The following is a 14,185-nucleotide window of genomic DNA, read 5'->3' as shown; positions in this document are numbered from 1 at the left end:
GTGATCAATGTTCGTGGCCGGCGGAATCTTTGCCCAGCTCGGATTTCAGGACAAAACTGCCTTGCGCCGCGTACGGCGTGCCGGCGGCCAGGCCCTGCTTGATGTGCGTCAATGTGCCATCGCTGCGCCCCAGCACCACGGGCGTGGCCTGATAGCCATCCTTGACTTGCACGAAGACGACGGGCTTGTCTTCCACCGTCTGGATGGCCGTGCTCTGCACGGTGACGGGTGCGTCCGCTTCGCCGGACACCACTTCCACGCTGACGAACAGGCCAGGACGCCAGGCCATGTCGGGGTTCTGCAAGCTGATGCGCGCCTTGGCCGTGCGCGTCTGCTCGCCCAGCAGCGCGCCCACGTAGGTGATCGTGCCTTGCGCGCTGGCATCGAAAGCGCTGGCTTTGACTTCCGCCTTGCCTCCCATGCGCACGGTGGCCAGGTCCTTCGCCGGCACGGCGATTTCCGCCCACACGGTCGACAGGTCGGAAATGACGAAGATGTTCGCGTCTTCCTTGACGGCTTCGCCCAGGGTGATATGTTTTTCCAGCACCATGCCGTCGAACGGCGCGCGGATCTCGTAGCGGTTCAGCGGCCCTTTGCTGGCGCCACTGGCGCCCAGCGCGCTGAGTTTTTGCTGCGCGTTCTGCACGGCGATTTCCGCTTCGCGCCACGCTTGCTGCGCCTGCAGATAGTCTTGCTCCGCTGAAATTTTCTCGCGCCACAGTTTTTCTTCGCGCTCATACGTGGAACGGGCCAAGGATAAGCGCCGCTGCGCCGACAGCAGTGCGCTGCGCTGTTCCGACAGTTCCGTGCTGGCGATGACGGCCAGCACTTGCCCCTTTTTCACCAGCTGGCCCAGGTCGGCCTGCACGGCTTCCACCACGCCGGCCAGGCGCGGCACGACGTGGGCAGTACGGTCTTCGTTAAAACGGATTTCGCCGGGCAGGGCGACGGTCGTCTTGATGCGGCCGGGCGCGGCCGTGGCGATGACGACGCCGGCGGCCTTGCTTTGCGCGGCGCTCAGCTCCAGCCTGCCTTCCACTTCCTCGTGGCCGTGTTCGTCTTTCTTTTCAGCATGTGCTTCCGTCTTGACGGCGGCGGACGGCGCAGTCTTGGACTTGCCCGTGCCGAGGATGAGGATTGCCAGCACGATGCCGGCGGCCGCGATGGCCGCGATGGCGATCGCTTGTTTCTTGTTGAGTTTGATATTCATTGTCGGGTCTTCCTTACAGGGGAGCGGGGGCGCCAAGCAGGCGCTCGATCTCGGCGGCGGCGTGCTGCGCTTCGGTCAGCGCGCGCAGGTATTGGTTTTTGGCTTGCAGCAAGGTGCGCTGGGCATCGAGCACGTCGAGAAAGGCGAACTTGCCGAACTCAAAGCCCTTGCTGGCCGCGTCGTAGGCGCTTTGGGCGCCAGGCAAGATGTCCTGGCGCAAGCTTTCCACGTCGAGACGGGCTGTGGCCAGCCGTTCGCTGGCGGCGGCGACCTTCGTCTGCACATCGATGCGGGCGGCGGCCAGCTCGTCGCTGGCCTTGTCGCTGCGGCGCAAGGCGTCGAGCTTGTTGCCCGCGTTGCGGTCGAACAACGGCAGCGGCAGGGCCAGGCCGATGATGGCCTGGTTGCGGCCCAGTTCTTCCGAGCGCTTCATGCCGATGCTGACGGTGACGTCGGGCGTGGCGCGCCGCTGTTCCACGTCCAGCATGGCTTGGCGCTGCGCCAGCGCGCTGTGTGCCTGGCGCACGCTGGGCGCCTGGGCCAGGCGCGCCGCCAGTTCGCTGGCGGGGGGCAGCTCGGGCAGGGTTTCCAGGCGTCCTTCGGCTTGGGTAAAACGGGGCGTGGCGTTGCCCCACAGGGCGGCCAGGCGCTTGCGCGCGCTGGCCAGGGTGCTGCGGGCCAGGTTCAGCTCCAGCCGCACGCTCGCTTCGGCGACCCTGGCGCGGGTTTCCTCGACGGGGGAGGCCTTGCCGGCCGTGACCCGGCGCGCAGTGATGTCGCTGGCGCGCGCGGCCAAGGCTTGCGCGCTGTCGGCCAGGCGCAAGCCTTCCTGCGCCGCCAGCACGTCGACAAAGGCGGAAGTGACGGCCGCGCGCGTGTCGGCTTGCTGCAGCGACAGGCCCGCTTGCGCCAGGTCCTCGCCGCGCCGGGCGACGGCCGTGCGCGCCCCCCGCTTGCCGCCCAGTTCTATGAGCTGGTTCAGCTGCACGGTGGTGCTGCGCGTGGCGCGCCGCGTGTCTTCCAGCACGGTTTGCAGTTCCGGGTTGGGCAGGGCGCGCGCCTGCTGCAGGGCGCCCCCTTGCGCCGCCAGTTCATGGCGGGCGGCGGACAGGGTGGCGTTGCCGCTTTCTGACAGCAGCAGCGCGGCGGGCAGGGTCAGGGGCGCGGCGGGTTCCACGCTAGATTGCGCGTGGGTAAAGTTGCCAGCCAGCAGGCCAGCGGAGAGACATAACAGATAGATGGAACGGTGCATCGAATTCTCCAGGGTACGGAAAAAGAATTCGACGGGACGCGCAGGCTTGCGCCTGGCTCATTGCGATCAGTGAAAGAAACGTCCCGTCGGCCTAGATGGCCGACGACCAGTCAGGGCGCTTGGGAGCGTCCGGGATGTGGGAAGCGTAAAAGAAGGGGGCAGTGTCCGCGTTGACGGACGCCATGTCGCCGATGGGCAGGCTGGAGCCGGCCGGCAGCCACGCATGGCCGATGCCGTGGCAGACGTTGCAATCGCTGTGCGGCTGGCCTTTGGATTGCTTGTCAGCTAGCTTTTTATCGGCCACGGGTTGCTTGTCCGCATCGGCCTTGTGCTGGTGGCTGTGGTGGCCCAGGTGCTGCGCCGCCTTGCCTTCCTCGTGCAGGCAATACGCGCTCGCCGCGGCCCAGGACATCTGGAGCGGAAGCACGAACAGCAGCAAAATGAGGAAGAATCGTCGCATGGTGACGGCTATTGTACAGAAAGAAGCGCTTAGCGTGGCTGGGCACGCCACGCCTTCAGCTGCGCGGCAATCGCCTTGCCCTGGAATAGCTGCGGCTCGGAATGCTCTTCCGCTTCCATGCCGCCCTCGCGGAAATCGGCCGCCTCGCGCGCCTGCACCAGCACTTTGGCCTTGTCGAACGCTTCGGCAAAGCCGGCGCTCTTGGGCAAGGCTTCCTTGAAATACGCTTCGCTGAAGTACGTAAAATCGTTCTGGTCGTCGCAGCCGAACGAGGTGCGGTCGCTGCGCGCGGCCGTGATGATGAGGGTGTTGTCATCTTTTAATGGCGCAATGAAGCCGCCCGCATAGCAGGCCGAGATCACGATGACTTTCCAGCGGATGCCGCTGTGCTTGAGCATGCCCGCCAGCTCTTGCGCGGGCAGGCTGTGCAAATCCATGCCGTTCTGCGCCAGCGCCAGTTCATGCTCGGGCGAGCCGTGGCTGGTGAGGAATAAAAACAAGATGTCGTTGGCCTTGTCCATCTTCGCGCCCAGGGCGTCGAGGCTGGCGGCGATGCTGGTGCGCGTGGCCATCGGCTGCTGCGCCACCGTGTTGCGGCTATTGACCAGCATCAGGGAGCGCCCCACGGTGCCGTAATCGCGGTCGAACTGGTGCTGCACGAAGGCCGTTTCGCGGTGAAACACTTCCTGCGCGCCATCGCCGGCCACGCCCAGCAGGTAGAGATTGATTTTTTTCGCCGCATCGCGCGGCGCGATGCGCGCCAGGGCGCCGTCGAGCAGGGTGCGCTGGTTATACAGGGCCAGCTCGATATTGTCGCGCGTGAGCTTGTCGGCCGCCGGGTCGTCCAGCTGGCCTTCCGTCCAGTTGCCGCTGTCTTCGCGCCGGCCGTCCGCCTGCGCCACGGCGTAGCGCAGCACACCCTTGCCGTCGAACTGGCCATTCTTGAAGCCGCCCCGGTATTCGTCGCCGTCTGCCGTGCGCAGCACGCCTTCGCCTTCGAATTTCCAGTCTTTCAGCTCGCCTTCGTAGTGGATGCCGTCGCTGGTGCTGACCTTCGCCTTGCCCTGCACTTGGCCCTGGACGAATTCGCCTTCGAAGACGGTGCCGTCCGTATCGGTCAACTTGCCGGCGCCGTGCGGGCGCCAGTGCTTGAAATGGCCTTCGAAGGTGGCGCCATCGGCGCCCTGGAAGCGGCCTTGCCCCTCGAAGCTGCCCTTGACGAAGCTGCCCGCATAGATCTCGCCCTTGGGCGAGGTGTAGCGGCCGATGCCGTCGAAGGCGCCCTGGCGGAAGGCGCCCGTGTACTCGACGCCGGAGGCCTGGCGCAGCGTGCCCTGGCCGGAAAACATGCCGCGCGCGAAGCCCCCTTCGTAAAACGCGCCGCTCGCGTACTCGAGCCGGCCCTGGCCATGCATCTTGCCCGCCACGAGGGGGCCGAAATAGCGTCCGCCATCGGCCGTTTCCGCCGCCGGCGCCTTGGCGGGCGCGGCGCACAGCGGTGGCATGCCCAGCGCGGCAAAGACCAGCAGGCCGGCGAGGGTATAGGGGCGAAGCGAGGCGCGTAGCGTGGCGGTCATGAGGACGGTCTGGTCTGTAGGAAGGGGCCTAGTCTGCCACTGTATCGCCAAGGTGGCAAATGCCGGCGTGGCGTGTGTTGCGCTGCCTCAAGGCAAGATTGTGCGTTTTATGCCGTGCCAAGGCTGGACTGAACTGATAATATTGATTTTCAGAACATATACTTACACAAGGCACACAGTTACCCATGGAAAGCCGTCTCAGCCGTCTGGAAGCCGTTCAAACCGTGTTGCTGGAAATCGGGCAGCGTTCGAGCACCTGCAGCGATATCAGCGAATTCCTGCAGGCGGTGCATGCGGCGCTGGGCCGCATCATGTATGCGGCGAACTTTTATGTGGCCCTGAGCGACCGCGATGACGGCCTGGTGCGCTTTCCCTATTTTGTCGATGAATTCGACGCCGCGCCCGACCCGGACGAGGGCGTGCGCCTGGCCAGTGCCGCGCAGTCGCCCACGGCGTGGGTCATCGTCAACCGCAAGCAGCTGGTGATGACGGCCGACGACGACGCCATGCGTGCCATCGGTGGCGGCGCCTGGGGCGGCGGCACGGCGGCCGAGCACTGGATCGGCTGCCCGCTGCTGGACCAGCAGCAGCAGGTGCTGGGCGCCATCGTCATCCAGAGCTATGACGCGCAGCACCGCTTCAGCCTGGAAGACCAGGCCCTGTTCGCGCTGATCGCCACGCACGTGTCGAGCGCCCTGCAAGGCATGCAAAGCATGGACCGGCTGGAAAAGGCGGTGCAGGAGCGCACGGCCCTGCTGGCGCACGAGGTGGCCGAGCGGCGGCGCGCGGAAAACCTGCAGCATGCGCTGTATGAAATCGCCAACCTGTCGGCGCAGGCGGCCGACGCGACGACCCTGTATGCGCGGTTGCACGCCATCATCAGCGAGCTGGTGACGGCGAAGAATTTCCTCATCGCCCTGTACCATCCCGACAACAAGGACATCACGATCCCGTATTTTGTCGATGAAAAGGATGCGCAGGCGCCCGTGAAACGCTTTCATTACGGCATCGGCATGAGTTCGTACGTGCTGGCGCGCCGGCAAGCGTGTTTGCTCGATGCCAGCAGCTATGCGGCGCTGGTGGCCAGCGGCGAGATGGACGAGCCGCTGGGCAATGTCGGCATCGCCAGCTGGATGGGCGCGCCCATGCTGCTGGGCGAGCGCAAATATGGCGTGATCATCGTGCAAAGCTACGACGAATCCGTCGTGTATGGGCAGGCGGAACTGGACGTGCTGGCCTTCATGGCCAGCCATGTGGCCGTGGCGATGGCCCGCATTCAGGCCGACAGCGCCATGCGCCGCGCCAAGGAAGCGCTGGAAGAGCAGAATGCGGCCCTGAACAGCGCCCTGAGCGCCTTGCAGGAAGCGCAGTCGGAACTGGTGCGCCAGGAAAAGCTGGCGTCCCTGGGCCGGCTGGTGGCGGGCGTGGCGCATGAAATCAATACGCCGCTGGGCATATGCGTGACGGCCACCAGCCACCTGGTGCAGGAATTGAAACTCACGCGCGAAGACCTGGACGGCGGCCAGCTCGATGAAGACGGCTTGCGACAATTCTTCGACATCATCGACCAGACCCTGCGCATCATGACGACGAATACGCAGCGCGCCGCGGCGCTGGTGCGCAGCTTCAAGCAGGTGGCCGTCGACCAGTCCTCGGACGAATTGCGCAGCTTTAATTTGCGCAAATATCTCGATGAAGTCCTGCTGTCCCTGCAACCGAAGCTGAAGGGCAAGCCGATCAAGGTGGAGATCGATTGTCCACCCGAAGTGCAGCTGCGCAGCTATCCGGGCGCCGTCTCGCAGATCGTCACGAACATGGTGGTCAATTCACTGGTGCACGGCTTTGTCGAAGGCGAGCCGGGCAAGATCAAAATCAGCGTGCGGACGGCCGGCGAGATGCTGGAACTCGACTACAGCGACGATGGCATGGGCATGGACAGCGCCACCCTGGGCCAGCTGTTCGACCCCTTTTTCACGACCAAGCGCGGTTCCGGCGGCAGCGGCCTGGGTGCGCATATCCTGTATAACCTGGTGACGGGGCCGCTGGGAGGCACGGTGAAGGTGGTCAGCGCGCCGGGGATGGGGTTGCATTACAAGATACGCTTTCCGCTGGAACCGAAAACCGCGTAATCCGACGCCGGCGTGTGTCCTTGAAAATCTCAAAACGGTGGGCCGGAGGCGCGGGCCTGAGAAAATGCCGATGGCGGCGTTGCAGCTCCTTGCCGTACATGCGTACTGTCTGCGTCGCTGCGCCTTGCCCTCGACATTTTTCAGGCCCGCTTGGCCCGGAACGCCCGTGTTTGGGGCTTGGGCCGAAGCCACGTAGATACTGTTATCCCCGTCAAGCGGCATGCAAGGCCGGATCAAATATTTTTCCCGACCTGAGCACACCAAATGCCACATGCACCAGCTTGCGCATCATGGCGCCGATGATCAGCTTGGGCGCCTTGCCGGCGTCACGCAGGCGCTGACCGAAGCGCTTGCCCCAAGACGTCTTATGGACTGCCACCATGGCCGGCATGTACAGTGCCTTGCGCAGGAAGCTGTGGCCGACCTTCGACATGCGTGGCTTGCCACGCACGCTGGAACCCGACTCGTGCTGGCGCGGGTCGAGTCCCGCAAACGCTACCGCCTGCTTGGCGCTGTCGAAGCGGTCCGGATTGGCATAGTAGGACAGCAGTACCGGAATCGTCCGCTCGCCCAGGCCAGGGATGCTATCGAGCAGTTCGCGCTTGTCGCGTAAATCCGGGTCGTCATCGATATGACGGCGGATCGCCAGGATCAGCGCCTTGATCTCGGCGTCGAGCCAGACAATATGATCCTCGATACCCTGGCGTACCGCCGCGCGCGCGACTTCAAGCCGGTTGCTTTCCTGCAGGCGCATCGCCTGCAGGGCATCCAGGCGCAGCACCAACGCGCGCAGCGATTGCTCGGCGGGCGATGGCGCCAGCCAGGGCTCTGGCTGGCGTTCGTGGGCGAAGTCGGCGATCAGTTGTGCGTCGACCTTGTCGGTCTTGGTGCGCACCAGGCGCGAAGCGCCGAAGGCCTTGATCTGGGCCGGATTGATGACACTGACCACCATGCCAAGTCCAGCGAGATATTCGGCCACCCCTTCCCAATAGGTGCCAGTCGCTTCCATGCACACCCTGGGGTTGCCGGCAGCGTGCTTCAGCAGCCATGCGTTGAGTGCAGTGAATCCTGTGTGGTTGTTCTCGACAACCTTGTTACGATGCTTGCCGTTGGGTAGGCGCAGCGCGCAGTCGAGCTTGGCCTTGGCAACGTCGATTCCTAAATTAAACATGCTGTGTTCCTCTTGCGATCTACCTTGCAAATGCGGGCTAACCGGCATGCCGGTGCCAAAGATACTGTCCGATCTTGACATGGAGGATGGGTAACTGGTGCGAGATCTACGGAGCTGGCTCGGGGCCTAAGGGCGGATACGGCATCCAGTTACCCGGTCTTGATATGCCTACCAAGATTTTGACAGCGGTCGATGCCGTTCGCAATACCACGAACGGCATGAGGGGAATAATACAAGGTCGGATTAGCGGCGCAGCCGCGTAATCCGACGTACGCATGCTAATCAGGGAAACGTTTGTTCAAAGCCAATGCCTCATCCAGGTTCGCAATCAGCAACTCCACATACTGCGGATCGAGGTGGCTGCCGCTCACTTCGCGCAAATAGCTGACCACGCGTTCCAGGGGCCAGGCGTCCTTGTAGCAGCGCTTGTGCATGAGGGCGTCGAAGACGTCGGCGACGGCGGCGATGCGCGCGTATTTGTGGATGTTTTCACCTACCAGGCCTTGCGGGTAGCCGCTGCCGTCGTATTTTTCATGGTGCTGGTGGGCGATCACGGCGGCCGCCTTCAAGAGCGGGCGCTGCGATCCGTCGAGGATGGACATGCCCACCGTCGGATGCTGCTTCATGATTTCCCACTCGGCCGCGTCGAGCTTGCCGGGTTTCAGCAGCACCGCGTCGGGCGTGGAAATCTTGCCGATGTCATGCATGGGCGCCGCGTGGCGCAGCACCATGGTTTCCTCTTCCGACATGCCGGACGCTTGCGCCAGCAGCTGGCACACTTCGGCCATGCGGCGCACGTGGTTGCCGCCTTCGTGCGAGCGCGATTCGACCACGTCGCCCAGGCGCAAGATCAGTTCGGCCTGGGTATCGGTAATTTCCTGCGTCAGCAGGATGTTGTCGAAGGCAATCGCCACGCCCGAGCAGAACACTTCCAGCAATTGCGCGTCGAGGTCGGAAATTTCTTCCACGCCCTTCAAGACCAGCAGGGATGCCTTGCCGCTGCTGTTGGGGAAATAGCCGACATAGGTGTCGCCGTGCAGGCGCGAAATTTTATTGCTCTTGGCGTCGTCCAGCTGCGACAGCAGGGAGGGGCTGAGGATGCCGCCATCGGCTTCATGGTCGCCGATCTGCGCGAGGATTTCATAGTCCTGCTCGCCCGTGATGGCGCTGGCGCCGCGCAGGCGCAGCAGCATGCTCGTTTCCAGGCGCAGCAGGGCGACGACTTGCTGCAGCAGGCCGCTGGCGAAGTCGCGCAGGTTGCGCTGCTTGAAGATATGCGCCGAGGCGGCGATGACTCTTTCCAGGCCTTCGCGGTAATGCAGCTGGGCCTGGCGCGCCTCTTCCACCTTCATGATGTCGCGGTAGGCGCGCAGGGCGGCAAAGGTGGTGGTGAACAGCTTGGTGCGGTCCAGTTCCGTCTTTTCCTTGTAGTCGTTGATGTCGTAGTTGACGATCACCCGTTCTTCCGGCGCCTGTCCCGGCTGCCCGGTGCGCAGCACGATGCGCGTAAACTGGTTGCCCAGGTCTTCGCGCATCCAGCGCGCCACTTCCAGGCCGCTGTCTTCGCGTTCCATCACCACGTCCAGGAAGACCAGCGCGATGCCGTCTTCGCGCGCCAGCACCTGCTTGGCTTCGGCGCCGCTGTACGCGTGCACGAAGCTCAGGGCACGGCCCTCCAGGCGGAAACGGCTCAGCGTCAGTTTGGTGATGTCGTGGATGTCGGGTTCATCATCGACGAGCAGGACTTTCCAGGGGGGTAACTTGGGCGATGCTGAAGACAAAAATGACATAAGGGCGAGTTCCGCTAAAAGGCATAACTGACGCAATGTTGAGACGCCTGCGCCAGGAATTCCTGTGCGCCATTACCGGCGTTGCGCATTTTTCGGGCGCATTTTGTCGATTGTAGACTGACAGCTAAATATTAACAATATGCAAGAAAAATTGACTAAAAACATGCAACACCCATGCTAAAAAAACACTTTAAATCCAGGCTGCCGACACTATCTATGCTTTATCGCTTAGGCAACTATATTTTCAAGACAATACTTTGTTTTAATTAATATTGCCAATGAATCTGCAAAAAAAAGTCGGCGTCTTGCCTTTCTGGCGGAAAAGCAGAAAAGTAACAAGGTATGAATTGCGCGTCAGAATGGGCTGCGGCGCGCTATATTGAATAGGTATAAGAAGTGGCATCATGCCACGCACATTTCCTGAAAGGGTACATCATGCAAAAGCAAACGACGCGCGCCCTGGTTGCCGGCCTGGCCTTGCTGGCCAGCAGCGCGGCCTGGGCAGGAACGGAAGTGCAGTTCAGCAAACCGGATCAATACACGGATGTCCCGTTCAACCCGCAGGAACGCGATGACGTGTTGAAGGAACTGAGCCGGCATTTCGAGAAACTGGGCGCATCGCTGCCGCCCGGGCAGACCTTGAAAATCGACGTCACCGATGTGGACCTGGCGGGACGTGAAAATCCTTCCCTGCGTGCGGGGCAGGATATCCGCGTCATGAATGGCCGGGTCGACTGGCCGCGCATACGCCTGCACTATGTGCTGGAACAGGATGGCAAGGTCATTCGCAGTGGCGATGCAGCCCTGTCCGACATGTCGTACATGACCCGCATCAATCATTATTTCAGCAATGAAAAGCTGCGCTATGAAAAGCTGATGATCGATGACTGGTATGCCGATACTTTCGGCGTCAAGGTGAAACGCCAGGCGCGCAAGTAAGGGGCGCAGCCCGTCAGGCGGCTTGCCGCTGCGCGTGCCGCCGCGCGAAACGTATTGCGCTACGGAAATTTTCACTTCCGGCTATAGTCAAACGGGATCAGGCAGTTGCTGCCTGGCCGTGACTTTTCTGAAAGGAATGCACATGCGTATTTCCAAGATGGCGAAAACATGGCTGGCCGCATTGGCGCTGGCCGCCGGCAGCAGCGCCTGGGCGGGCGTGCAAGTGACGTTCGACAAACCCGATGACTATTCCGATGTTCCGTTCAGCTCGCGCGACCGGGAACAGGTGCTGGCGGGCCTGGCGAATCACTTCAGCTGGCTGGGCAAGAGCTTGCCGCACGGCCAGGACCTCAGGATCGAGATCACCGATGTCGACCTGGCAGGACGCGAAGACCCGGCACGGCGCGGCGCCTTCGATGTGCGCGTGATGACGGGCCGTGCTGACTGGCCCCGTCTGCGCTTGCGCTATACGCTCGAGCAGCATGGCAAGGTCATTGCCAGCGGCAACGCTTATCTGTCCGACATGTCCTATTTGCAGCATATCAATCGTTATTCCAGCAACGATGCCTTGCGCTATGAAAAGCGCATGATCGACGACTGGTTCAAGAATACCTTCGGCGTCAAGCCCCAGGGCCGCAGCAGTCCCGTCATGAGCTTGCAGCCGCGCGAAGTGCAGCGCCGGTAATTCAGTGCAGGTAAGCCTCTTCGATGCGTGCCAGTTGGCCGTTGTGCCGCATGGCGAGCAAGGCCGCATTCATCTTCTCGATGAAATCGGCCTTGTAGGCGGGCGTATTGCGTGCGCTGTAGGCGATGTACGTGGCTTCGGACGACAGTTCCAGCACTTCGTGCAATTGAAAGCCGTAGCCGCTTAGTTCTCCTTGCAGCTGGCGTGCCGTGTGGCGGGCCGCGCCGCGGTCGCTGGCGTAGCAATCGATGCGCCGCAGCGCCAGTTTCTTCAGATTGGCATCGTTGCCCTTGGCCGCTTCCAGATGCAGCAATCCCTGGCGGGCCGGTACCATCAATTTTTCCGACAGCAAAAAACCCGTGTTGACGCCGATGGTCAGGCCGGTGAAGTCCGCTGGAAAATGCGTGCGCGGCGTGCGCATGACGGCGTCATTGCAAAACAGCACCACCGATTCGCGGTACAGCATGGCCGAATACGGTTGCACGTACGGCCGCTCCGTCTTGCGCCCGGGCGGGAACAGACCGAATACCTGGCCTTTTTCCAGCGCGTCGAGTCCCCGTTTCCAGGGGCGCGGCTGCAAGTCCAGCCGATACTCCGGCATGCTGGTGGCGGCTGCGCGCAGCATATCGACGTACATGCCCTTGAAGACGCCGTTTTCCACATAGCTGTACGGCGCATAGTCATCGTCGCCATACAGGATGACGGTTTGCGGCGCGGCCAGGGCGGTCTGCCACACGCCCGACAACGCCAGGGCCAGGCATAGTCTTGCCGTTATCGCTGCTTGCATGCCGCTCCAGTTTCAATGTCTTCCTGGCAAGCATACAGCATGGCGGCAAGGCGAGCCGCTTAATCTGTCCCTTAATCGATCCAGTTCACTTGCGGGAACTTGCTGCCGAACTCTTCCGGCATGGGGACGACCTGGCTGCGCTTGTAGTTGAAAAACACAAAGCCGGACTTGGCCATGGCGATCAGGATGTTGTCGCGCGGGCGCGTGATGCGGAAGGTGATGTCGCCGCCATACTTGTTGAAATCCATGACGCCCACTTCGAACAGCAACTGGTCGCGCGCATGGGCTTCGGCACGGTAGGTGGTGGCCAGGTCGGTGACGATGATGCCGGTGCCGTCCGCTTCAATGTCGCGCACGCCGAATTCAAACAGGAAGCGGGCGCGCGCCTCGGAAATCATGGAAATCATGGAATCGTTGCCGAGATGGTTGCCGGCATTGATGTCCGTGGTGCGTACCGTCAGTTGCGAGGAATAGCAGTACTGGTCTTCGGGAAATTCAAGTTTCAAACGGGCCATGGTGTTCTCTTGGGCTGGTGCGCGGGGCGCGACGGGAAAAACCCATTCTAGCCGGTTCCCCGCGTTCCGTCGAAAAACGCCCTCTGCCGCGTGCGTCGCCATGACCGCCTGCCCACGCTTACTTATGTACGCTTACTTGCGTACGCTTATTTACGTACAACCTTGTACACCTTCCCCGTGCCGCTCAGCATATACAGCTCGTTTTGCGCATCCTGGCCAAACGACAGGATATTGCCCACGTTGGTGATGCCCCAGTCCGTCACGGCGGAGGCCGTGCCATTGCTGTAGCTGAAGCTTTTCAGCCAGCCGCTGCAGTAGTCCGAATACAGGTATTGCCCCGCCAGTTCCGGCAGGGCCGTGCCCCGGTACACATAGCCGCCCGTGATCGAGCAGCCGCCGGCCGTATCGTGGCCGTATTCGATGGCGGGCAGGACCAGCCCCGCCTGGTTGCAACTGGCGCTGTTGTAGCAATGCAATCCTTCCATGATGTTCCAGCCATAGTTGTTGCCCGCCTGGCCCACGGGACGCACGTCGACCTCTTCCCAATTGGCCTGGCCCACGTCGGCGATATACAGCAGCTGGGCCGGCACGTCGAAGGCGTAGCGCCACGGGTTGCGCAAGCCATACGCCCAGATTTCGGCGCGCCCGCCCGGCGTGCCGGCAAACGGGTTGCCTGGCGGAATGGCATACGGCTGGGCCACTGTGCTGGCGTTGACGTCCAGGCGCAGCAGCTTGCCCAGCAGTACCTGCGTGTTTTGCGCATTGCCGGGCGGGTCGCCCGCGCTGCCGCCGTCGCCCGTGCCCGCATACAGATAGCCGTCCGGCCCAAAGCTGAGCAGACCGCCATAGTGGTTGCTGAACGTGGGGTGGGGTATCGTGAGGATGGTCAGGGCGGACAGGGGATCGGCCACGTTGGCGTTGCCCGCCGACACTTGCCGCCGCTCGATGACGATGTCGCCGGCCAGGTTGGTGTAATAGATAAAGAAATAGCCGTTGCTGGCGTACTGCGGATGGAAGGCCATGGATAGCAAGCCTCGCTCGCCGCTGGTGGTGGTGAGCGGGCTGACATCGAGGAAGGGCGTGGCCAGCAGGTTGCCGTTCTGCAGCACGCGGATACGGCCGGGGCGTTCGACTATGAACAGGCGGCTGTCGCCTGGCGGCGCCGTGAGGAAGATGGGGGCGTCCAGTCCGCTGGCCACCTCTTGCAGGGCCAGTGCCAGCGGTGCCGTGGCCGTATAGGTGACGCCGGCGCTGGCCGTCGCCCCCGCATCGACTTGCACCTGCTGCGTGACGGGTGTGGGGGCCAGCGTTTGCGTGCCTTGCGCTACGCTGGCGGCGCTGATGGCGTAGGCGCCGGGCGCCAGACCGGTGAGCGTGGTGCTGGCCGTCAGCATCTTGCTGTACGACGCGGGGCCCGTGAGCGTGACGGCGCCCGCCACGCCGGCCGGCAAGCCGCTGATGGTGACGGCCAGGCTGCCCGTGGCGGCGTCGGGCGCAGGATGGTGATGGCCGCCGCCGCAGGCGGCCAGCAGGGTCAGGCAGCACGCCAGCAGCAGGGCCAGCCAGGGCAGGGGAACGCGGAAAAATGGATGGCGCATGTCAGTCTCCTGCGGGTAGGACGCAACGACTGGTCAATTGGGGGACTTGCACCAAGAATGCGCGTCTTTGTG

12 protein-coding genes are annotated in these 14,185 nt (G+C 62.8%); 3 read left to right on the top strand and 9 right to left on the bottom strand.

Annotation, left to right across the window (positions count from 1 at the left end; translation table 11 throughout):
• Positions 1-4: 4 nt before the first annotated feature.
• The 4 genes from KY494_RS15030 to KY494_RS15015 form a co-directional block, all read right to left on the bottom strand.
• Positions 5-1,210 carry an efflux RND transporter periplasmic adaptor subunit gene (locus KY494_RS15030; RefSeq protein WP_219887379.1) on the bottom strand — a complete coding sequence of 402 codons (1,206 nt, stop codon included), beginning with the start codon at positions 1,208-1,210 and terminating at the stop codon, positions 5-7.
• A gap of 13 nt (positions 1,211-1,223) precedes the next feature.
• The gene (locus KY494_RS15025) at positions 1,224-2,462 is read right to left on the bottom strand and encodes a TolC family protein (protein ID WP_219887378.1); all 1,239 of its coding nucleotides are present in this window, start codon (positions 2,460-2,462) and stop codon (positions 1,224-1,226) included.
• A gap of 91 nt (positions 2,463-2,553) precedes the next feature.
• Positions 2,554-2,922, bottom strand: a complete 369-nt coding sequence (gene czcI / locus KY494_RS15020; RefSeq protein WP_219136207.1) for a cation efflux protein, CzcI family — start codon at positions 2,920-2,922, stop codon at positions 2,554-2,556.
• Positions 2,923-2,951: 29 nt separating this feature from the next.
• Positions 2,952-4,499, bottom strand: coding sequence for a C13 family peptidase (locus KY494_RS15015; RefSeq protein WP_219887377.1), 1,548 nt, complete (start codon positions 4,497-4,499; stop codon positions 2,952-2,954).
• A 185-nt stretch (positions 4,500-4,684) separates the two neighbouring features.
• Here KY494_RS15015 and KY494_RS15010 point away from each other — a divergent pair, with 185 nt between their 5' ends.
• Positions 4,685-6,628 carry a GAF domain-containing sensor histidine kinase gene (locus KY494_RS15010; protein WP_219887376.1) on the top strand — a complete coding sequence of 648 codons (1,944 nt, stop codon included), beginning with the start codon at positions 4,685-4,687 and terminating at the stop codon, positions 6,626-6,628.
• Between the two features lie 211 nt (positions 6,629-6,839).
• On the opposite strand, the gene KY494_RS15005 is transcribed toward KY494_RS15010, so the two are convergent.
• Both KY494_RS15005 and KY494_RS15000 read right to left on the bottom strand, forming a co-directional pair.
• The gene (locus KY494_RS15005; protein WP_375143353.1) at positions 6,840-7,847 is read right to left on the bottom strand and encodes an IS110 family transposase; all 1,008 of its coding nucleotides are present in this window, start codon (positions 7,845-7,847) and stop codon (positions 6,840-6,842) included.
• A 230-nt stretch (positions 7,848-8,077) separates the two neighbouring features.
• Positions 8,078-9,589 (bottom strand): DUF3369 domain-containing protein, encoded by a 1,512-nt coding sequence (locus KY494_RS15000; RefSeq protein WP_219887374.1) that lies wholly within the window; start codon positions 9,587-9,589, stop codon positions 8,078-8,080.
• Positions 9,590-10,024: 435 nt separating this feature from the next.
• Here KY494_RS15000 and KY494_RS14995 point away from each other — a divergent pair, with 435 nt between their 5' ends.
• Positions 10,025-10,528, top strand: a complete 504-nt coding sequence (locus KY494_RS14995; RefSeq protein ID WP_219887373.1) for a DUF3016 domain-containing protein — start codon at positions 10,025-10,027, stop codon at positions 10,526-10,528.
• Between the two features lie 142 nt (positions 10,529-10,670).
• Complete coding sequence (locus KY494_RS14990; protein WP_257572290.1) at positions 10,671-11,213, top strand: DUF3016 domain-containing protein; 543 nt, start codon at positions 10,671-10,673, stop codon at positions 11,211-11,213.
• 1 nt (position 11,214) lies between these two features.
• Here the strand turns inward: KY494_RS14990 and KY494_RS14985 are convergent, their stop codons facing one another.
• The 3 genes from KY494_RS14985 to KY494_RS14975 form a co-directional block, all read right to left on the bottom strand.
• Positions 11,215-12,000: an ABC transporter substrate-binding protein gene (locus KY494_RS14985; RefSeq protein WP_219887372.1), complete on the bottom strand. Its 786-nt coding sequence runs from the start codon at positions 11,998-12,000 to the stop codon at positions 11,215-11,217.
• A 71-nt stretch (positions 12,001-12,071) separates the two neighbouring features.
• The gene (locus KY494_RS14980; RefSeq protein ID WP_219136214.1) at positions 12,072-12,515 is read right to left on the bottom strand and encodes a thioesterase family protein; all 444 of its coding nucleotides are present in this window, start codon (positions 12,513-12,515) and stop codon (positions 12,072-12,074) included.
• Between the two features lie 146 nt (positions 12,516-12,661).
• Positions 12,662-14,113: a sorbosone dehydrogenase family protein gene (locus KY494_RS14975; RefSeq protein ID WP_219887371.1), complete on the bottom strand. Its 1,452-nt coding sequence runs from the start codon at positions 14,111-14,113 to the stop codon at positions 12,662-12,664.
• Between the last annotated feature and the right edge of the window lie 72 nt (positions 14,114-14,185).

The organism is Janthinobacterium sp. PAMC25594 (assembly GCF_019443505.1).
Classification (GTDB): Bacteria; Pseudomonadota; Gammaproteobacteria; order Burkholderiales; family Burkholderiaceae_D; genus Janthinobacterium.
The sequence above is the reverse complement of the archived record's forward strand: the minus strand, read 5'-3'. Positions and strand labels throughout refer to the sequence as shown.